Source organism: Arthrobacter sp. 4R501 (assembly GCF_002929755.1).
GTDB lineage: Bacteria > Actinomycetota > Actinomycetes > Actinomycetales > Micrococcaceae > Arthrobacter.
Map to the genome: position 1 here is coordinate 300,064 of NZ_PJIW01000001.1, position 21,191 is coordinate 321,254.

The following is a 21,191-nucleotide window of genomic DNA, read 5'->3' on the forward strand; positions in this document are numbered from 1 at the left end:
GTTTGTACCGCAACGGACAGGCTGTATGCCGGAGCAGGCATACATGCAGCTCCGGCGGACGCAGCCTTAGATGTGTTCGGGCAGGACGTCCCGGGCCAGATCCGCGATGCGGCGCTCATTGGGGAACGAAAGCTTCCGTGCGAGTTCCTTGATGGGGACCCAGGCGACGTCCACGGCTTCGTGGTCCGGATCGTTTTCGATAGTGAGTTCGCCGCCGGTGGCGCGCAGCAGATAGTGGTGCACGGTCTTGTGCACGCGGTGCCCGCTGACAGTGAACCAGTAGTCGATGCTGCCCAGCGGTGCCAGGATGTCGCCCTCGATGCCGGTTTCCTCGGCAATCTCGCGGACTGCTGCCTGCTCGTTGTCTTCTTTGCCTTCAGGATGGCCCTTGGGCAGGCACCACTCCAGCCGTCCGCCCCTGTTAAGGCGGGCGATGATCGCAACCCTTAGTTCGCCGTCGGACGTGTCCACCACAACGCCGCCGGCGGAAATTTCCTCCACCGTAGGCAGCGAGGCCGGGGCCGAGTGCAAGACAGGCGCGACGTGGGCACCAATTGCCGACGGCAACGGTGCGTTTGTCCTCCTGCCGGGAGCGCTCGGTACGGGATGGGCCATGGAGTCCACTCTAACGACTCTTGTCCGATCATGATGACCTGAACATGACATCAAAGTGGACTGCGTATGACGCACTTTGAGGGGCTGTAGGCGATTAGGCGCGATCTTGAGGAGATTTTGGCCTGCCAAGCCGCTGGTTTCTGACAAGCTTAAGTAACTATGGCGCACGCACATCACAAGATTGATTCCAACACCGTCGATTTCCAGGTGGACCCGGTGGTCATGGAGCTCGGGCAGCGCTTTGTCGACGCCGGCCACGAGCTGTCCCTGGTGGGCGGTCCGGTACGGGATCTTTTCCTGGGACGCACCTCGCCGGACCTCGACTTCACCACCGACGCCAGCCCGGACCAGACAGTTGCCCTGATCAAGAAATGGGCGGACAACTTCTGGGAGATCGGCCGCGCGTTCGGGACGATCGGCATGCGGAAAGCCGGCTTCCAGATCGAGATCACCACTTACCGCGCCGAGGCATACGATCCGGAGTCGCGCAAACCCGTGGTGGCATTCGGCACGTCACTCACCGACGATCTCCTGCGCCGCGACTTCACCATCAACGCCATGGCGCTGCGGCTGCCCTCCCTTGAACTTATAGATCCGTTCGGCGGCGTACGGGACCTCAGCGCCTCTGTCCTGGCGACGCCCGGTTCACCCGAGGCCTCCTTCTCCGATGATCCCCTCCGCATGATGCGCGCTGCCCGGTTCGCATCGCAGCTGGGTATTTCCGTGCACGACGATGTGCGGCTGGCCATGACCCAGATGGCCGAGAGGATCAAGATCATCTCGGCTGAACGGGTCCGTGATGAGTTGGTCAAGCTCATCTGCGGTGCGTACCCCCGGGTCGGTGTGGACCTACTGGTGGACACCGGCCTCGCCGAGTTTGTGCTGCCTGAGGTGTCCGCGCTCCGGCTGGAATCCGACGAGCACCACCGCCACAAGGACGTCTACCAGCACTCCCTTCAGGTTTTGGAACAGGCCGCCGCCCTGGAAACGGATGCCGACGGCGCCGTGCCGGCCCCCGATTTTGTGCTGCGGTTCGCAGCGCTGATGCACGACGTCGGCAAGCCGGCTACGCGGCGTTTTGAACCGGGCGGCGCGGTCAGCTTCCGCCACCACGACATGGTGGGGTCCAAGCTCACGGCCAAGCGGATGAAGACCCTGCGGTTCGACAATGACACCATCAAGGCCGTGGCCCGGCTGGTGGAGCTGCATATGCGGTTCTACGGCTATGGTGACGCCGGCTGGAGCGACTCGGCCGTCCGCCGGTACGTCACGGACGCCGGCCCGCTCCTCGAACGGCTGCACCGGCTGACCCGCTCGGACGTCACCACCCGCAACCAGCGGAAAGCTGAACGGCTCGCCTTCGCCTACGACGACCTGCAAGACCGGATCGCCGTACTGCGCGAGCAGGAGTCCCTTGACGCGGTCCGTCCCGACCTGGACGGCGCCAAGATCATGGCCCTCCTGAACCTCAAACCCGGACCCGTAGTGGGCCGTGCCTACAAGTACCTGCTCGAGGAACGGATGGAGCACGGACCGCTGCAGCCGGAGGACGCCGAGGCCAGGCTGCGCGCCTGGTGGGCACGACAGCCCGAGGCAGCACCCCCGGTTCCGGAGTCACCAGACGCTCCCGCCGCCGTCGAACCTTCCCCGAATGAGGAGTCAAAATGACTGACCCGATGACCGCGCCCCGCCCCCAGCTCTGGATCCTGCGCCACGGTGAGACCGAGTGGTCCAAGAGCGGGCAGTACACCGGGCTCACCGACCTGCCCCTGACCGTGGAAGGCGAGCAGCAGGCCGTGGAGGCCCGCAAGGTGCTGGACCAGGTGGATTTCGACCTCGTGCTCACGTCGCCGCTGCGCCGCGCCCGGCGCACAGCCGAGCTGGCAGGTTACCCTGATGCGCAGCATGAGCCGCTGGCCGTGGAATGGAACTACGGCGACTATGAGGGCATCAGCTCGGACCTGATCCGCAAGGACAACCCGGACTACCTGATCTGGACCCATGGTGTGCCCAACGGCGAATCCCTGGACGAAGTGGCTGCCCGCGCCGACAAGATTGTGGCCCGCGTGCTGGAATCCGGGCTGGACAACGTGCTGATCGTGGCGCACGGGCACTTCTCCCGGATCCTCACCGCGCGCTGGCTGGAACTGCCGCCCGCCGAAGGCCGCCATTTCATCCTGGGAACCGCGAAAGTCTGCACGCTCGGCTGGGATAAGCGGACCCCGGCCATTGTCCGCTGGGGACTCTAAAGGCGCATTCATAAACTTTCTTGAAAAACTTTGTGAATTAAGTGGCGCATTGCTCTATTTGTAGGGTAATTTTATTCCTGACCCCAGAGCGTCTTTGCCGGGGTCGCGGCGCGCGTTGTCCGGCTAGTCAGCCGAGGCAGCGGCATAACGGAAAAGGAGGTTGGGAAAAATGATTACTTTGACTAGCGGATGGAAGATGACAATCACCGCGAACCCGGCCTCTGCTGCTTTTGCGCGCCGTCTTAACGGAGTGTCTGCCTCCCAACCTTCCTGCAACTGATCCCGCCCCCGCGGCGGCTTCACTTGCAATGAGGTGTATCCAGGCCACTTCCTTCCCGGATGGCTCGCGCTAGTGGCTCGCCTCAGGCGACGCCTGCTGGAAGTCTCCTGTCGGCGCAGCTTCACGGCTGGTCCTCGCGGCGACGCGGCATCCCCATAGTTCGGAACTCAAGCTTCTTTGTTGGGGTCTGCACAGCCGCTGGAACACGGGTCCGTCTTCGCATTTGCGATCTATTCATAACCGCCGGGCATTTCCCTGCCTAATTATGCCGTTATTGCTTCGACATTAAATGGCTCTATTTGTCATGCCCAATTACACGCCGAAAGGAGGTGACCACCATGATCAAAAGAATGAAGAACGCACTATTCTTCCTGCGGAGGTCTGTCCGGGATGACCGGTCTGTCCGAGATGACCGCCGGGAATTCAACGGGAAGCTCCTGGACCGGCAACGCGAGGACGTTTTCGTCCTGTTGCACCAGCAGATGGGCGGCATGAACTGATCCGAGGGCCGGATCCGGTCCGGGGTCCGGCAGGCAGGTCCCGGGTAAGCTCTCAGACATGCAGGAGACGAAGCCACCGGCGCACCCACGGCGCGCCCGCCTGGTTGTTCCGAGCCGCAGCGACCTGCTGCTGAAGAACTTCACGGAACTGATCGGCGGGCCGATGGGTGCCCGGTCGGCGCCCGGCCTCGTCTCCCCCGGCGTTTTTACCGTGGAACGTGTCCTGATCATCTTGACCGTCGTCGCGGCGCTAGCCGGCCTCGCCATCAAGGGCTACTGCCGGGCCAACGGCTGGTCGAGCCCCGGCCAGTTCTATTCCACGTGCTATTCCGACTTCCCGGAATTCTTCCGCAACCGGGGCCTGGGGGACGGCACGTTCCCGGTCCTGAGCCCCGGATCTCTCTTTGAAGACCCCGTCCTGATGGGACTCATTGCCGGGGTGACTGCCTGGATGGTCCCGGGCCAGGGCATCAGTGACGCGCGGATTCTTGGCTACTTCGACGTTAATGCCACTCTGGTTGCAGCCGTATGGATTGTCACCGTGCTGGCTACGGCCCGGATGTCACAGCGGCGCCCCTGGGATGCGGCCATGGCGGCGCTGGCACCTGGCATCGTGCTGGCCGGAACCATCAACTGGGACATGTGGGCCGTGGCGTTGTTGGCGCTGGGCATGCTGTGTTTTTCGCGGGAAAAGTTGGTCCTCGCCGGCACCCTGATCGGCTTCGCCACAGCGACGAAGCCGTATGCCGCCCTGATTCTTGGAGCCGTTCTGCTGCTGGCCCTGCGGACCGGGCGGATCCGCGGTTTCCTGGTTACTGCAGGCGCCAGCGCAGCGGCCTGGCTGGCCATTAACGTGCCTGTTGCGGCGGCCAATCCGTCCGGCTGGGGGTACTTCTTCAGGTTCACCGAGACGAGGGAAGCCGGCTACGGGTCCCTATGGTTCGCCTACAACCTGGTGGCCCGGCGGCTGCGCTGGCCGGTGCTGGATCCCGCAACCATCAACTGGCTGGCGCTGGCTGTGTTCCTGCTGGCCTGCACCATGATTGCCGCGGTGGCGCTGACAGCAGCACGCCGGCCGCGGCTGGCCCAGTTGGCGTTCCTCATCGTGGGTGCTTTTGTCCTGACCAGCAAGGTCTATTCGCCGCAGCATGTCCTGTGGCTCATCCCGCTGTTGGCGCTGGCCCGGCCGCGGTGGCGGGATTTTCTCATTTGGCAGGGCGTTGAAGGCCTGCACTGGGCAGCCGTCTGGATGTACCTGGGCCAGGTGGCCAGCCAGGGCCCGACCCAGCACAATATTGACATGCCCTACTACGTCCTGGCCGTGGCAGCACATATGCTTGCAACGGCATATTTGATGTTCCGGGTTGTATGGGACATCTACGATCCGGACTACGATCCCGTCCGCCGCCATCACCTCGATGATCCACAGGGAGGGCCGTTCGACGGACTCCCGGACTGGTTGCGGTTCAGCCACCGCCATCCCTCGCACGCGGTGCTCCCTTGGCGGGCTAAACACCATGCCTGACGTCGCCGTCGTCGGGTCCGGACCCAACGGGCTGGCTGCAGCCGCCGTAATGGCGCGCGCCGGCCTCTCCGTCGAAGTCCACGAGGCGGCGGACACCATCGGAGGCGGTACACGCACCGCCGAACTGATGCAGCCCGGGCACCTCCATGACATCTGCTCGGCCGTGCACCCCATGGCGCTGGCATCACCCTTCTTCCGCGACTTCGAGCTGGCACGCCGGATAGACCTGGTGGTCCCGGAGCTTTCGTTCGGATCACCGCTCGACGGCGGACGGGCGGCCCTCGGATATCACAGCCTCGAACGGACGGTCCAAGGCCTGGGCCGGGACGGCGACGCCTACCGCCGGCTTCTTGGACCGCTGGTTGACCGCATTGACGGCGTGATGGATCTGACGCAGCACCAGCTGCTGAGGATCCCCCGGGATCCCCTGGCGGCGGCGCTTTTCGGGCTGCGGACACTGGAGCAGGGATCGCGGCTGTGGAACGCGCGGTTCCACGAGGACCTTGCGCCCGCACTGCTCAGCGGCGTGGCCGCCCATGCGGTTTCGCAGCTGCCCTCGCTGGCCTCTGCAGGCGCCGGGCTCATGCTCACCGCACTGGCCCACGCCCAAGGCTGGCCGATTCCGCTGGGCGGATCGGCCTCCATTGCGGCGGCGCTAGAGGCCGACATCCGTGCCCACGGCGGGGTGATCCGTACGGGGGCGACGATCGAGAGCCTCCAACAACTCCGCGGTGCGCGGGCCACTCTGCTGGACGTGGCCCCACGGGGCCTGCTGAACATTGCAGGCGACAGCCTCCCGGCCAGATACCGGCAAGCCCTGGAGGCGTTCCGCTATGGGAATGGTTCCTGCAAAGTGGACTTCATCCTGTCCGGACCCGTTCCGTGGGCAGCAAAGGAACTGGGGGACGCCGGAACGGTGCACGTCGGCGGCACGCGTGCTGAACTTGCCCGTGCCGAGAACGAAGTATCCGCCGGGAAACACCCGGAACGCCCTTACGTCCTGGTGGCCCAGCCATCAAGGTTCGACACGGGCCGGGCGCCGGCCGGCCGGCAGATCCTGTGGGCATACTGCCATGTGCCTGCCGGATCAACCCGCGACATGGGCGAGGCCGTCACCGCGCAGCTGGAGCGCTTCGCGCCCGGGTTCCGGGATGTGGTGATGCAGGCCCGGGTGACCACTGCGGCGGAACTGGCCAGCTACAACCGGAACTACGTGGGCGGGGACTTCAGTGCCGGCATCATGGATGTGCGCGGACTTATCCAGCGCCCTGTGGTCTCCAGCGTTCCATGGCGGACGCCCGTGCCCGGCGTGTATCTCTGTTCCTCCTCGACGCCGCCCGGCCCCGGGGTAACGGGCATGCCAGGGTTCTTCGCCGCGAAACATGCCCTGAAGGACATATTTGGTCTTGGGGTCCCTTCGCTCGGCCTCTGAACCGAGCCTCTACGGAATGGTTGACAGCAAGCGCGTTCCAAATCGGGGCATAATAGCGCCGTGGGGAACTCAAAGAAACTATCGCTTGCCATAGCTGCACTCATTCTCGGCGCCTCCTTGGTTGCCTGCGACGACGGCAGAGGGGGTGCCGAAAGCGCGGCCAAGCAGTTTGCGTCCGCTCTTTCCACGCTCGACGTCGGCTCGGTCGCCTTTGATGGCAAGGACTCCGGGGTGGCCAAGCAACAGGTCCAGGACGTTTTCAAGGCCCTGGAGCCGGACAAGCCCACAGTGGCGGCCGGTGATCTCACCCTGGACGGCGACACTGCAACAGTTCCGCTGAACTACACCTGGAAAATCGGCACCGGCGAGTGGAAATACACGGTCTCCGCAGATTTCACGAAGTCAGGGGACAAATGGCTGGCGGTCTGGAACCCGGCAGTCCTGGTCCCCGGACTCGCCGACAGCGAAATCCTCAGCAAGGGCACCCAGTCGCCGCAACGCGCCGACATCCTGGGCGCGGGTGACGCGAAGCTGGTCACGTACCGTCCCGTGGTCAACGTGGGGATCGACAGACTGCTTCTGGGATCCGCGGACGCCGCCGCGTCAGCCACCAAACTGGCCGAACTGGTGGGTGTGGATCCCGCCGCCTACGCCCAACAGGTAGCGGCCTCCGGTGCCGAGGCGTTCGTCCGGGCCATCACTCTCCGTGATGAGGGCCGCACCGTCACGGACGCGCAGATCACGGCCATTCCCGGTGCCCGCGCCATCCCGGAAGCCCAGCCGCTGGCACCCAGCCGCACATTCGCAAGGGCAGTCCTCGGCACCGTCGGCGAGGCCACGGCCGAGCAGATCGAGGCGTCCGACGGCGTCCTGACGGCTGGCGACGTGACTGGCATCGGCGGGCTCCAGCAGCAGTACGACGCGCAGCTCCGCGGCACCGACGCCGTGGTGATCCGTGCCCAGCGGGCCGACCTGACCCGCGAACAGATCCAGGCCGCCGGAACGGATCCCCGCAGGGTGGTCTTCGAGATGGCCCCGACACCGGGCACGCCACTGAAAACCACCCTTGATCCGAACCTCCAGTCACTCGCCGAGAGCACCCTTGCCGGTGTAGGTCCGGCGTCGGCCATCGTAGCGCTCCGCCCCTCCACGGGGGCCGTCCTGGCCGCGGCCTCAGGCCCGGGGAGCAACGGCTACAACACCGCCATGCTGGGCCAGTACGCGCCCGGGTCAACCTTCAAGATCGTCGATTCGCTTGCCATGCTCCGCAACGGCCTGACGCCCGATTCGAAAGTGGAATGCACACCCACCCTTACCGTGGATGGCCGGACGTTCAAGAACGCGGAAGGTTACCCGGAAACGTCGCTGGGGTCCGTAGCACTCCGCGATGCCTTTGCCCACTCGTGCAACACGGCGTTCATCGCTGCGCGCGACACTGTGACGCAGGCCCAGCTCGAGGCTGCCGCCGTCGCCATGGGCGTGGCGGTGGAGGCCCCCGCGCTGGGCGCCGCGGCTTTCCTGGGGTCCGTTCCGGGCGAGGCTGCGGGCACCGAACATGCCGCCTCGATGATCGGCCAGGGCAAGGTACTCCTGTCCCCGCTGGCAGCGGCCATCATGGCCGGTTCCGTGGGCAAGGGATCCCCCGTCTCACCGCAGCTGATCCTGAACCCCGACGCCGGGGCTGCCGCGGCAGACACCTCCGGCGGGACGACCGCGGAGGGCGCGTCGCCGTCGTCGACCGTTACGCCGGAAGCGCCGGCCAAGGCGTCCGGCCAGCCCATCACCGCCGCCGAGGCCGCGGCACTGTCCGACATGATGCGGGCGGTAGTCACGTCCGGCCACGCGGGCTTCCTGACGACAGTTCCCGGCGCGCCGGTGGGCGCCAAGACCGGCACGGCGGAGTTCGGCAAGGAGACCCCGCCCAAGACGCACGCCTGGATTGTGGCCGTCCACGGTGACCTGGCCGTGGCCGTGTTTGTCGAGGACGGCGGACTCGGAGCCACCACATCCGGGCCGCTGCTCAAGCAGTTCCTAACTGCCGCCGGCTAGCGCCCCCCGACTATTTGTCCAGATAGTGCGCGCAGAACTGCCTCGAAGGCATATTATCTGGACAAAAACCCGGGTAGGGCGGGCGTGGGAAGATTGTTGGCGTGGCCCACATAGATATTTCCGGTATTGACTACTTCCTCTCCGACGGCACCCAACTGCTCAACGGCGTGACTTTCAAGGTCCCGGATGGAACCAAAACCGCCCTGATCGGCCCCAACGGCACGGGCAAGACCACCCTCTTCCGGATCATTTCCGGCGACCTTGTACCGGACGAAGGTGTGATCGGGCGCTCCGGAAACATGGGCATCATGCGCCAGTTCGTGGGCCAGGTCAGGGACGATTCCACCGTCCGCGATTTGCTGGTCTCCGCCGCTCCGCCGGCCCTGGCCGCCGCGGCCAGGGAGGTGGACGAGGCCGAGCTCGCGATGGTGGAGCACGACGACGAGCCCAGCCAGATGCGGTACGCGCAGGCCATCGTGGACTGGGGAGATGCCGGCGGATATGACGTGGAGACTGTCTGGGACGAGGTCTGCATGGCCGCCCTGGGACTGCCCTTTGACCGCGCACAGCACCGCCCGGCGTCGAGCCTTTCCGGCGGCGAGCAGAAGCGGCTGGTGCTGGAGGCCCTGTTTGCCGGACCTGACCAACTCCTGCTCCTGGACGAACCGGACAACTACCTCGATGTGCCCGGCAAGCGCTGGCTTGAGGACAAGCTCAACGAGTCCAAAAAGACTGTCTTCTTCATCAGCCACGACCGCGAGCTGCTCAACAATGCCGCCGGCCGCATCGTGACCCTTGAGCCGGGCATCAACGGAGCCGGCGCCTGGGTGCACGGCGGCGGCTTTGGCTCCTACGTGGACGCCCGCGCTGACCGGAACGCCCGCTTCGAGGAGCTCCGCAAGCGCTGGGACGAGGAGCACGTGAAGCTCAAGGAACTCGTCAACATGTACAAAAACAAGGCCGCCTTCCGCTCCGACATGGCCAACCGCTACCAGGCCGCCCAGACGCGCCTCGCCAAGTTCCTCGAGGCCGGCCCGCCGGAAGCACTGCCGATCGAGCAGAACGTGCGCATGCGCCTGAAGGGTGGTCGGACCGCCAAGCGGGCAGTTGTGGCCGAGAAACTGGAACTGACCGGGCTGATGAAGCCGTTCTCCACCGAGGTGTGGTTCGGGGACCGCGTGGGTGTGCTCGGCTCCAACGGCTCCGGCAAGAGCCACTTCCTGCGCCTGCTCGCCACGGGCGGGACGGACCCGGAACGGGAGCACCTTCCCGTGTCCGACGTCGATATTGCTGAAGTGCCGCACGAGGGGACCGTGAAACTCGGCGCCCGTATCCGGCCCGGCTTCTTCGCCCAGACCCATGTCCGGCCCGACCTCCTGGGCAAGACACTGCTGGAGATCCTGCACCGCGGCGACGAGCACCGGTCCGGCCTGGGCCGCGAGGCCGCCGCCGGCGCATTGGACGGTTATGGCCTGGCGTCGCAGTCAGAGCAGAAGTACGAATCGCTCTCCGGCGGCCAGCAGGCGCGGTTCCAGATCCTGCTGCTGCAGCTCTCGGGCGCCACGCTCCTGCTGCTGGATGAGCCCACGGACAACCTGGACCTGCATTCGGCCGAGGCCCTGGAAAAGGCCATCGACCACTTCGAGGGAACCGTCCTGGCAGTCACCCACGACCGCTGGTTCGCCCGCACCTTCGACCGGTTCCTGGTGTTCGGTTCCGACGGCCGGGTCTACGAATCCCCCGAGCCCGTCTGGGACGAAAAGCGGGTTGAGCGCGCCCGCTGACGCTCTCTCACTTCCTGCGGGTTTTCGGCAGACGCTCTCTCACCTTCTTGAGGAAAGTGAGAGAGCGTTGGTGATTTTCCTGCGTTAAGTGAGAGAGCGTCGGGTGGTGCTCTGCTCATATGATCAAAAATTGCTATCATATGAGCATGAAGACTGAAGAGCGGCACCGCCTGATCGGGGAGCTGCTTCGCCACCAGGCCGAGGTCTCCGTGGAAGAGCTGACCCACGCGTGCGACGCATCGGGCGCCACCATCCGGCGGGACCTTGAGCTGCTCGCATCGCATGGCGTGCTTCGAAGGGTCCACGGCGGTGCCAGGAGCCTTATTGCCGGCGGCGAAAACCCCGGCTACGGCCAGCGCGAACTCGAAGACCAGGCCGTGAAGGCCAGGATCGCCGCCGCCGTGGCAGGCCTGCTGGGAGAGCGCGAACTCGTGTGGCTGGACAGCGGCACCACAGCCACGGAAATTGCCCGCGTCCTCCGTGGGCGCGAACTGACGCTGATGCCCATGTCCATGCGCTCCCTGACGACGGTCACCGACGACGACCCGCATGCCGGCCAACGTCCTGCCCTGCTGCTCCCTGGCGGAAGCCTGATTCCCGGCGAGCTCTCCTTCCGCGGCCCGCTCGCGGAAGCCAACATCAGGTCCCTGCGCTTCGACACGGCGGTGGTCACCCCCTGCGCCCTGAACCTCAGGGACGGTCTCCTGGCCCATGATTTGGAAGACGCCGCAGTGAAGCGGGCCGGACTCGAATCCGCGGCGCGGGTGATTGTTGCCTGCGCCGGCGCCAAATGGAATGCCACCGCGATGGCCCTGGTTGCCCCCTTGGACGCAGTGCACGTGATAGTCACAGACAAAGACCTGAGTGCGGACGAACTCGCACACCTCAACAAGCTCTCGGTGGAAGTAGTCAAAGCATGAGCATCAACACCAGCACGACGGCCGGACCGTCCCTCAGGGCAGCAGCCGCCGCCACTTTTGTGGTCTTTGGAATCAACGGCTTCGTCTTTGCCAGCTGGGCCGCCAGGATCCCCGCCGTCACTGAGACGCTGCACCTGACCTCCGGCCAGATGGGCACGCTTCTGCTATGCATCGCCGTCGGCTCCCTGCTCGCCCTTCCGACGGCGGGACTTGTGGTGGGGAAGATCGGCACCGCCAATGCCGTGCGCACAGGTGGCCTGCTGTCAGCCCTGGCCGGGGTGGGCATTGCCCTTTCCCTGTCGGCGGAATCGATCCCGGGCACTGCCGTTTCGCTGTTCTTCTTCGGCATTGGCGTCGGGCTGTGGGACGTTTCCCAAAATATTGAAGGAGCCGACGTCGAGCACAAGCTTCGGCGCACCATCATGCCGCAGTTCCATGCGGCCTTCAGCGGCGGGGCCTTTGTGGGGGCACTGATCGGTGCGGGCCTCTCGACACTCGGTATTGGCCTGCCGCTGCACCTGCTGGTCATCGCCGGCGTAGTAGTGGTGGTAGCCCTCGTGGCGCCCCGCTATTTCCTCCCCCACGCCGCCCAGGCCGCTCCGGTCGAGGGTGAACCGACGGCTGTGAAGGGGCCATCGGCCTGGCGTGACGGCCGCACCTTGCTGATCGGCGTTGTGGTCCTGGGTGCAACCCTCACCGAAGGCGCCGGAAACGACTGGATCGCCAAGGCCACTGTTGACGGCCTGGGCAGTTCGGAATCCACAGGTGCCCTGATGTTCGCCTTGTTTGTCCTGGCAATGACGGGGATGCGACTCTTCGGCGGCCGCGTGATCGACATCTACGGCCGCGTCGTAGTGCTCCGGGCCAGCATGGCCGCGGCCACGGCGGGTCTGTGCCTGTTTGTGCTCGCGGGGAACATCTGGCTGGCCGGGGTTGGTGCTGCGCTGTGGGGCGTGGGCTCCGCGCTGGCCTTCCCCATGGGAATGTCAGCGGCCGCCGACGACCCGAAGCATGCGGCCGCGAGGGTTTCGGTTGTATCCACCCTGGGGTATGTTTCCTTCCTCGCCGGCCCGCCGTTGCTGGGCTACCTGGGCGACCTCACGGGAATCCACCTGGCGCTCCTCGCGATCCTGGCCCCGATCCTGGTGGCCCTGCTCCTCGCCGGCGCCGCGAGGCCATTGGCCTCCGCGCCCCAGTCCTCCAAGGCCCTGCCCTCCAAGTAGGGGAACCCCACCGGTATTAGGGTGGGGAGATGTACAGAGTGTGGCGCAAGGGACCGGGCTGGATCAGCCGCTTTGACCGGCACCTTGTCCGCGGCGTGTCGTCGTTCCCGGGTGGAAACCACGATGAGTTTTTCCGGCGCCTCTCCGCCTCCGCCACCCACGGCAAACTGTGGATCGGGGCAGCGGCGATCATGGCTGCCTTCCCCGGCAAGCCCCGCCGGGCTGCCCTGCACGGGCTGATCGCCCAAGCGGTGGCATCGGCGGTGACCAACGTTGTGTTCAAGACCCTGTTGCCGCGGGCACGCCCGCTCCCTGAACATCTGCCAATTTTCCGGTTCGTCCATCCCCAGCCCACCAGTTCGTCCATGCCCTCGGGGCATTCGGCCTCAGCTATCGCCTTCGCGCTCGGCGCGGGGCTGGTCAAGCCGGTTGTCGGTGCTGCACTTGCGCCAGCGGCGCTGGGGGTGGCCTACTCTCGCGTCCACACGGGGGCCCACTGGCCCTCGGATGTGTTCTTCGGTTCGGCGATCGGCGCAGGGGCGGCGCTGATGACCCGGAAGTGGTGGCCCGTCCGCCCACCCTTTCCCGGAGTATCGCGCACCGCAACCCAGGCCCCGGAGCTGCCGGGCGGTGAAGGCCTCAGCATCGTGGTGAATACCCTCGGCGGCTCCTTCACGGAACAAACGGCAGGCGCGCTCCAGGAAGCATTCCCCAAGGCGTATATAAGAACATTCGAGCTGGGAGAGAGCCTTGAGGAGGCCATCCAGGCCACCGCTTCCCACCCGGACACCCGTGCCCTGGGCGTGTGGGGCGGCGACGGTACCGTTGGCACCGCCGCCGCAGCCGCCGTCGAACATTCCCTGCCACTGCTGGTGCTCCCGGGCGGCACGCTCAACCACTTCGCGCGGGACACAGGGACTGCCACCCTGAAGGACGCTGTGGAAGCCGCTGCCGCCGGTGAGGCCGCGCAGGCCGACGTCGGCATTGTGACCGTGGAGCGCGGGCTGGCGGTTAACCCGGAAACAGCTGACCTGGTCATGCTGAACACGGCCAGCATCGGCCTGTACCCCAACCTGGTCCGGCGGAGGGAGCAGCTGCAGCCGGCCCTCGGCAAACCGCTGGCCGGCGTGGTGGCAATGTTCCGGACCTTCGCCGCGGGAACACCCATCACCCTGACCGTGGACGGCGTCCGGCACAAACTCTGGATCGCGTACATCGGACGCGGGCGCTACTACCCCCGGGACCACGCGCCCCTGTCGCGGCCCGTGCTGGACGATGGCGTCCTGGATGTCCGCATGATCACCGCCGACGAATCCTTTGCCCGGCTCCGGCTCCTGTGGTCGGTGTTGACCGGCACGGTGGCTACGTCCCGGATCACCCATCTGAGGGAGGCTACCGAGGTCCGGATTGAGTCGGAGGGCTCCCCCATGGCACTGGCGGTCGACGGCGAGGCGCTGGCAGGCGTGCGCAGCGTCCGGATCCGGGTGGAACCGCGTGCCTTGACCTACTATTCGCCCCGCACCTAAGGCTGCTGCGCCTCCTGAGGGGACCCGTGATCATCCGTGCGGACTACCCTGATTCGACCCTGAATCATCCCTGAGACAGGCGAAATCCCGCCGAGCCGTCGGTAGCGTGGAGCGTACACACGAAAACTCCCCCGCATCCCGCAGCCACCAGGCTGCTGTTCTAAGGAACCTTTCCATGATTGAGGCAACAGGCCTGTCAAAGGTCTACGGCAGCAAAACGGCGGTTGACGGCGTCAGCTTCACCGTCAAAGCAGGGCAGGTAACGGGCTTCCTGGGCCCGAACGGTGCCGGCAAATCCACCACCATGCGCATGATCATGGGACTGGACCGGCCGACGTCGGGCACGGTCACCGTCAACGGCCTGCACTACGCCGATCACAAGGCCCCCCTGCACCAGGTGGGGGCGCTGCTGGACGCCAAAGCCGTCCACACCAGCCGCAGCGCCTACAACCACCTGCGGGCCATGGCGGCGACGCACAACATTCCCACGTCCCGGGTGCATGAAGTCATCGAAATGACCGGCCTCGAGGCAGTGGCCAGGAAGAAGGCAGGCGGCTTCTCGCTGGGCATGGGGCAGCGCCTGGGCATTGCCAACGCGCTCCTTGGCGACCCGCAGACCCTGATCCTGGACGAGCCGGTCAACGGCCTCGATCCGGAAGGTGTGTTGTGGGTCCGCAACCTGGTCCGCTACCTCGCCGGGCAGGGCAAAACCGTCTTCCTGTCCTCACACCTCATGAGCGAAATGGCCCAGACGGCAGACCACCTGATCGTGATCGGCCGCGGCAAAATCATCGCGGACGCCCCCGTGCAGGACATCATTGCGGGCACCCGCCAGGTCAAAACCCTGGTCCGCACGTCCGCGGCCACCCAGCTGTCCGCCCTGCTGTCCGGCGATGGCGTGACCGTGAACCAGGGCCAGCCCGAAACCCTGGAAGTGACAGGCCTGGACGCACGCCAGATCGCCCAGGTGGCACTGGACAACCGGGTGCTCGTCTACGAACTCACCCCGCAGCAATCGTCTCTGGAAGACGCCTACTTCGACCTCACCAAGGACGAAGTGGAGTACCACTCACACCTGACCGGTGGACCCGCCGGCGAGTTCGCCCCGGAAACCGCCCCGGCAACGGCAGGAAAGTAAGGACGATGACCACCATGACTGAAACCCAAACTTCCCGGGTCCGTTCCACCGCTGGTACCAAGGGCGTGACGTTCGCCGGTGTGCTGCGGTCCGAATGGATCAAGCTGTTCTCCCTGATGTCCACCCGCATCCTGCTGCTCCTGACCCTGGTGGCGATTATCGGCGTCGGGGCCCTCGCGGTCCTGATCCGGTTCTCCTTCCTGGACGAAATGGCCCGGCAGGCCCGGGACCAGGGCCAGACCCTGACGCCGGAAATGATGTCGCAGACCTTCCCGCCAGGATCAGGCTTTGACCTGTACAACCTGCCCAATGCAGGCCTGCAGATCGGCATCCTGGTGCTGGGCTCGCTGGCTGTCCTGTTCATCTCCTCCGAGTACGCCACGGGAATGATCCGTTCCACCATGAACGCCGTCCCGCGCCGCACACCGGCCTTCGTGGCCAAGGCGATCCTGCTCGCCGTGATCTCCTACGTCATCACCACCATCGCCGCCGTGGCCACGTTCCTGATCGCCATGCCGGTCTTCCAGGGACTTGGCTTGGACCTGGACTGGTCCACGGAGGGCGTGCTGTACAGCGTCTTCACGGGCGGCCTCTACGTTGCCGGGGTGGCCCTGATCGGCTTGTCACTTGGTGCACTGCTCCGCAACTCCGCGGGCGGAATAACCGTGCTGGTGGGCCTGTTCTTCGTCCTGTCCATCGCGGCCAGCTTTATGACTTTCATCCCCGGCGACTTCTGGAAGTACGTGCCCCAGTACCTCCCCAGCGACGCCGGCGGACGGTTCCTGTCCATTGGCCACATCGACGGCATCATCGATCCCTGGCACGGTGGCCTGATATTCCTGGGCTACGTTCTGCTGTTCCTGGTACCGGCCATGATTGTGCTCAAGAAACGCGACGTCTAGGCGGACACTAGGCTCAGAGCATGAATGAAGCGGGACTCGTAAGGGACGCGCCGGCCAGCCAGGCCGACGCGTCCCTTGCCGAGATCACGGCCAAGCGCCGCGGCCTGCTCCGGCGCTACCTTTACCAGCATCCCCGGGTGATGGACGGTGTGGTGGTGTTCAGCTACGCGCTTCTGGTGGCGCCGACCGTGGTGGACGCGACCATGTCCGGCGCCTGGCTGGCGGCGGCCCTCCTCTTCGTGGTCGCCGGGGCCTTGTTCTTCCGGCGCTCCCACCCCGTGGCGTTGGCTGCCTTCGTCGCGGTGATGGAAGTGGCGGTTACACTGCTTCATCCGTGGGGCTCCAATGTTTCGGCGGGCCTGTGGTTCTCGCTGTATGCCGTGGCCGTGGTGCACACGCGGCGGTTCGCGCTGGTGGCCATGGCCGCCGCCACGGCGCCGCTGGCCCTGCTGTACCTGCTGGCCGCCGTGGGTCCCATGGAGAATTCCTTCGTCCACGATTCCGGCGGCAATCCCGGCGACTTCCACCTCCTGACCAGCATCGCCACCGGCGCCACCATCGCCCTGTCCAACGTCATCGCCACCGGGATCGGCATCTCGGTGCGGCAGCGGCGGGAACACGAGCAGGAGATCGCCGCCTGGGCGGCGCGGACGGCCAGCCTGGCGTCTGTTAACGAACGCAACCGGATCGCCCGCGAAATGCACGACGTCGTGGCGCACTCACTGACGGTGATGGTCAGCCTCTCCGATGGCGCCGCCGTCGTGGTCCGGAAAAGTCCCCACCGCGCCAGCGAGGTGCTTGGTGAACTGTCGCGGACCGGCCGAACCGCGCTGGCGGACATGCGGCGTGTCCTGGGCGTACTCCGGGACGACGCCGGCGGGACGGCGCCACGGCAGCCCCTCGCTTCCGGCGACAGCCTGGCCAAGCTCCTGGAGGGCTTCCGGACCGCGGGCCTGCCGCTGCACTACTCGCACACCGGCCCCGCGCTGCCCGACGACGCGGCCTTCCAGCTGACGGTCTACAGGATTGTGCAGGAGTCACTGACCAATGTGCTCCGCTACGGCCGGTCGCTGGGCCGCGTGGACGTGGGCATCGTCCGGGCCGGCTCCACGGTCACCATTGAAGTGCTCGACGACGGCGCGGGAGTCCCTGGCGCAGGCACCTCCGGCGGCGGCGGGCCGGGTCCAGGACTCCCAGGCTCCGGCGTCGGGCCCGGTTCCGGCCAGGGGCTGGCGGGGATGGCCGAACGGGCGCGTATCTACGCGGGCACCGTGGTGGCCGGGCGGCGCGGCCGCGGCTGGCGCGTTTGTGCCGTCCTGAACTGGCCGGCCGACGAACCCGCGGAACCCCACAACCGTCCATCCCAACTGCAAGGCACACGTGACTGAAACCCAACCCATAACCGTCCTGTTGGTGGATGACCAGCCGCTGCTGAGGATGGGGTTCCGCCTCATTCTCGAGGGCGAGGAAGACCTGCATATTGTGGGCGAGGCCTCCGACGGTGCCGAGGCGGTGCGGCTGGTCCGGGAGCTCAACCCCGACGTGGTGCTGATGGACGTCCGGATGCCCGTGCTGGACGGCATCGAGTCAACCCGCGCCATCACGGCCTCCGGCTCCGGCGCCCGGATCATCATCCTCACCACCTTCGATGTGGACGAATACGCGTTCGCCGGGCTCCAGGCAGGCGCGTCCGCGTTCCTCCTCAAGGACGTGGCGCCGTCGGAGCTGGTCAGCGCCGTCCGGGTAGTGGCCAGCGGGGATGCAGTGGTGGCCCCGCGTGTCACGCAGCGGCTGCTGGAGACCTATGTCCGCGGTGCAGCCGTGCCGACCCCCTCCGCCGCGCCGCGGGATCCGTTGCTTGAAGACCTGACCCCGCGCGAAACCGAGATGCTTGGGGCCATGGCGGAGGGTCTCTCCAATGCCGAGATCGCGCACCGGTATTTCCTCTCCGAAGCAACGGTGAAGACCCACGTCCGCCGGATCCTGACCAAGCTCCACCTGCGGGACCGGGTCCAGGCAGTGGTTTACGCCTACGAGACAGGCCTGGTGGTCCCCAGCAATCCTGATTACTGACGCTGGCGCGGACAACTGACGCTGGCGCGGCCTACTGACGCACAGGTTCTGCACAGGAAGGGCCTATGCAGGGGATAGGCGGGGCGCGTTGGATGGAGCCATGAGCAACCACCTTCCCCACCCCAACCACGACCGCGGCCTTGAGTTTGACCTGTCCACCATGATCAGCCGCCGTTCCCTCGGAATGTTCCTCGGCGCCGGCGGTGCGGCAGCGGCGCTGGCAGCGTGCACCCCCGGCGGGTCAGGCACCACAGCCGGGACGTCGACGTCGGCCGCCACCGCCTCAGCCACCGCAAGCGCCGCCAGTACGACGGCGACACCCACCGCCAGCCCCACGCTCACCCGGGCGATCGCGGAGTGCGGCATGGAGATTCCGCAGGAAACTGCAGGTCCCTACCCGGGTGACGGGTCCAACGGCCCCAACGTCCTGGCAGCCTCCGGGGTGGTGCGGCAGGACATCACCTCAAGCTTCGGAACCGGGTCTGCGTCGGCTGCAGGCGTGCCGCTGACGTTCACCCTGACCCTGCTGGACAACGCCAACGGCTGCGTGCCGCTGGCCGGTGCGGCCGTGTACGCGTGGCACTGCGACCGGGACGGCAGGTACTCCATGTACGATTCCGGACTGGCAAACGAAAACTACCTCCGCGGCGTCCAGGAAGCGGACGCCAGCGGCCAGGTCACCTTCACGTCCATTTTCCCCGGAGCCTATCCCGGCCGCTGGCCGCACATCCACTTCGAGGTGTTCGAGTCCATGAGCAACGCCACCGCCGCCGGGCAGGTGCTGGCGGTATCGCAGATCGCCCTGACGAAGGCCGCCTGCGACGACGTCTACGCCACTCCCGGCTACGAGGACAGCATCGCGAACATGAAGCGGACCACCCTGCAGTCGGACAACGTGTTCGGGGACGACGGCGGCATCTACCAGCTGGCCACCATGACCGGATCGGCTTCGGCCGGCTACACCGCCGGGCTCAACGTGACCACCTAGACTCGGAACCATGCCTTTGCCTTCCGCTGCCTCCAGTGCCGTTGACCACATCCAGGACCTGGGCGCGTACGTCAGCGCATCGCCGTCGAGCTTCCATGCCGTCCACGAGGCCGCCCGGCGCCTGGACGCCGCAGGGTTCACGGGCCTGGACGAGCGTGAGCCCTGGGCCGGCGGGGCCGGTTCGTTCTACCTGGTCCGCGACGGCGCGCTGATCGCCTGGGTGGTCCCGGAAAATGCCGGACCCACCACCGGGTTCAACATCCTTGGCGCCCACACGGACTCCCCGTCCTTCAAGCTCAAGCCCAAGCCCACCACCGGGGCTTTCGGATGGCTGCAGGCCGGAGTGGAGGTCTACGGCGGTCCGCTGCTCAACTCCTGGCTGGACCGCGAACTTCGGCTGGCGGGCCGGCTGGTCATGCTGGACGGCACAGAGCACCTCACCGCCACCGGCCCCATGCTCCGCTTCCCGCAGCTGGCCATCCATCTTGACCGTGCCGTGAACGACGGCCTGACGCTGGACAAGCAGCGGCACATGAACCCCGTGTGGGGCCTCGGTAGCCCTTCCGATTTCGACCTGCTGGGCGTCTTGGCGTCCCACGTGCCTGCCGGCGCTTCCGTTGATCCTGCGCGGATTGGCGGGTACGACGTCGTTATTGCGGACACGCAGCCACCCGCGGTTTTCGGGGCCAACAGTGAGTTCTTCGCCTCCGGGCGCCTGGACAACCTTTCCGCGACGCACGCAGGGCTGGCGGCGCTGATCGCGCATTCTTCTGCTGCGTCTGGCGGCGCGGCCGGTGGGCCGATCGCCGGCGCCCCGATCGCCGTCCTCGCGGCGTTCGACCACGAGGAAATCGGCTCCAACTCCCGATCCGGCGCGTGCGGGCCCATCCTCGAAGACGTGCTCGTGCGCGTCTCCGACGGCCTCGGCGCCACGGTGAGCCAACGGCGGCAGGGGCTGGCGGCGTCGTTCTGCGTTTCCGCGGACGCCGGCCACGCCGTCCACCCTAACTACCCGGAGCGGCACGATCCGGCCAACCACCCGGTCCTGAACGGCGGCCCGCTGCTGAAGATCAACGCCAACCAGCGGTACGCGACCGACGCGCCGGGCGCGGCATTCTGGGCCAGGCTGTGCGGGGAGGCGAAAGTGCCGTACCAGGAATTTGTGTCCAACAACGTAATGCCCTGCGGCTCCACCATTGGCCCCCTGACCGCCACTCGCCTGGGGATCCGGACTGTCGACGTCGGCGTGCCCCTGCTGTCGATGCATTCAGCCCGCGAGCTCTGCGGCGTGGATGACCCGCACTGGCTGGCAACGGTCACGGAGCTTTTCTTCCGGACGGCGGTGTAGGCGTGGCCTGAACGCGGTCGGCCAATTCGGCTATCTGGCCGGAAGGGGCTTCCCAGCGTTCGGTCCGCCCGCTGACGGATGTCGGCGGTGCTGTATGGAAGGCGAGGCACCTGACGCTACGGGCCATTCTCATCGGGGCTGGGCACTTGGAAATCGTCAACCTGGAAGTCCCTTATGCGCGCTAGCCCAGATACAGCGGTCAAATCCCTAAAATATGGGCGGAATGAGATCCCCATACCTAATATTCGGACCGGCGGCCCAACCCCTGTACTTGGGTAGAGAACGTATATCCGGCGCTCAAAAGTGAGTACCTGCCACTGGTGACAGGCTCCTCAGGCCAGCCATAGGCTCATCTCTACGGCCAGAGTCGAAGGCTAAATGAGAGCTGGGGCCAGAGACCAGACCCATGACCGGATAAAGCGATAAATCTGCGCCCGACTTCTGAGTCGAGCGCGGAGTTGACTAAATCCGCAAGCGTCATGAAGTGGTGAGGTATTTGTCTATTTCAACCCAGCTCCCAATAACACTCCCGATGCTGGCCTTCGAAGCTCCGAGGGCGTCAGTCAGTGTCGTTATTCCCACCCTGAACGAGGCGAGGAATATCCCGTGGGTTCTTCGCCGGATTCCCTCGTATGTGGA

The 21,191-nt window shown here is 66.1% G+C and carries 17 protein-coding genes; 16 read left to right on the forward strand and 1 reads right to left on the reverse strand.

Translation table 11 applies throughout. From position 1 onward, the window contains the following. Nucleotides 1-66 precede the first annotated feature (66 nt). Complete coding sequence (locus tag CXR02_RS01425; RefSeq protein WP_258060655.1) at nt 67-615, reverse strand: NUDIX hydrolase; 549 nt, start codon at nt 613-615, stop codon at nt 67-69. 159 nt (nt 616-774) lie between these two features. Here CXR02_RS01425 and CXR02_RS01430 point away from each other — a divergent pair, with 159 nt between their 5' ends. The 16 genes from CXR02_RS01430 (at nt 775) to CXR02_RS01500 (ending at nt 20,552) form a co-directional block, all read left to right on the forward strand. After that, nucleotides 775-2,283: a CCA tRNA nucleotidyltransferase gene (locus CXR02_RS01430; RefSeq protein ID WP_104060354.1), complete on the forward strand. Its 1,509-nt coding sequence runs from the start codon at nt 775-777 to the stop codon at nt 2,281-2,283. Then, nucleotides 2,280-2,864 (forward strand): histidine phosphatase family protein, encoded by a 585-nt coding sequence (locus CXR02_RS01435; protein WP_104060355.1) that lies wholly within the window; start codon nt 2,280-2,282, stop codon nt 2,862-2,864. The genes CXR02_RS01430 and CXR02_RS01435 overlap by 4 nt, the downstream gene beginning before the upstream one ends. A 630-nt stretch (nt 2,865-3,494) precedes the next feature. Then, on the forward strand, nt 3,495-3,644 hold the full coding sequence (locus CXR02_RS22250; RefSeq protein ID WP_181037096.1) for a hypothetical protein: 150 nt from the start codon (nt 3,495-3,497) through the stop codon (nt 3,642-3,644). 58 nt (nt 3,645-3,702) lie between these two features. Beyond that, nucleotides 3,703-5,169, forward strand: coding sequence for a glycosyltransferase family 87 protein (locus tag CXR02_RS01440; protein ID WP_104060356.1), 1,467 nt, complete (start codon nt 3,703-3,705; stop codon nt 5,167-5,169). After that, nucleotides 5,162-6,601, forward strand: a complete 1,440-nt coding sequence (locus tag CXR02_RS01445) for an NAD(P)/FAD-dependent oxidoreductase (protein ID WP_104060357.1) — start codon at nt 5,162-5,164, stop codon at nt 6,599-6,601. The genes CXR02_RS01440 and CXR02_RS01445 overlap by 8 nt, the downstream gene beginning before the upstream one ends. Nucleotides 6,602-6,661: 60 nt before the next feature. Then, nucleotides 6,662-8,650 carry a penicillin-binding transpeptidase domain-containing protein gene (locus tag CXR02_RS01450; protein WP_104060358.1) on the forward strand — a complete coding sequence of 663 codons (1,989 nt, stop codon included), beginning with the start codon at nt 6,662-6,664 and terminating at the stop codon, nt 8,648-8,650. A 101-nt stretch (nt 8,651-8,751) separates the two neighbouring features. Continuing rightward, entirely contained in the window at nt 8,752-10,434 is a 1,683-nt protein-coding gene (locus CXR02_RS01455; protein WP_104060359.1) for an ABC-F family ATP-binding cassette domain-containing protein, read from the forward strand. A gap of 146 nt (nt 10,435-10,580) precedes the next feature. Further along, a complete protein-coding gene (locus CXR02_RS01460; RefSeq protein ID WP_104060390.1) occupies nt 10,581-11,354 on the forward strand; it encodes a DeoR/GlpR family DNA-binding transcription regulator in 774 nt (257 codons plus the stop codon). Then, nucleotides 11,351-12,577: an MFS transporter gene (locus CXR02_RS01465; protein WP_181037092.1), complete on the forward strand. Its 1,227-nt coding sequence runs from the start codon at nt 11,351-11,353 to the stop codon at nt 12,575-12,577. The genes CXR02_RS01460 and CXR02_RS01465 overlap by 4 nt, the downstream gene beginning before the upstream one ends. Nucleotides 12,578-12,606: 29 nt before the next feature. Beyond that, nucleotides 12,607-14,103 carry a bifunctional phosphatase PAP2/diacylglycerol kinase family protein gene (locus CXR02_RS01470; RefSeq protein ID WP_104060360.1) on the forward strand — a complete coding sequence of 499 codons (1,497 nt, stop codon included), beginning with the start codon at nt 12,607-12,609 and terminating at the stop codon, nt 14,101-14,103. Nucleotides 14,104-14,278: 175 nt separating this feature from the next. Beyond that, nucleotides 14,279-15,241: an ABC transporter ATP-binding protein gene (locus tag CXR02_RS01475; protein WP_104060361.1), complete on the forward strand. Its 963-nt coding sequence runs from the start codon at nt 14,279-14,281 to the stop codon at nt 15,239-15,241. A gap of 14 nt (nt 15,242-15,255) precedes the next feature. Next, nucleotides 15,256-16,143 (forward strand): ABC transporter permease, encoded by an 888-nt coding sequence (locus tag CXR02_RS01480; RefSeq protein WP_246848664.1) that lies wholly within the window; start codon nt 15,256-15,258, stop codon nt 16,141-16,143. A 20-nt stretch (nt 16,144-16,163) separates the two neighbouring features. Beyond that, nucleotides 16,164-17,531 carry a sensor histidine kinase gene (locus tag CXR02_RS01485; RefSeq protein WP_104060363.1) on the forward strand — a complete coding sequence of 456 codons (1,368 nt, stop codon included), beginning with the start codon at nt 16,164-16,166 and terminating at the stop codon, nt 17,529-17,531. Further along, on the forward strand, nt 17,524-18,216 hold the full coding sequence (locus CXR02_RS01490) for a response regulator transcription factor (RefSeq protein ID WP_104060364.1): 693 nt from the start codon (nt 17,524-17,526) through the stop codon (nt 18,214-18,216). Before CXR02_RS01485 ends, CXR02_RS01490 begins: the two co-directional genes overlap by 8 nt. A 100-nt stretch (nt 18,217-18,316) precedes the next feature. Then, nucleotides 18,317-19,204 (forward strand): intradiol ring-cleavage dioxygenase, encoded by an 888-nt coding sequence (locus tag CXR02_RS01495; RefSeq protein ID WP_104060365.1) that lies wholly within the window; start codon nt 18,317-18,319, stop codon nt 19,202-19,204. 10 nt (nt 19,205-19,214) lie between these two features. Next, nucleotides 19,215-20,552, forward strand: coding sequence for a M18 family aminopeptidase (locus CXR02_RS01500; RefSeq protein WP_181037093.1), 1,338 nt, complete (start codon nt 19,215-19,217; stop codon nt 20,550-20,552). Nucleotides 20,553-21,191: the final 639 nt, after the last annotated feature.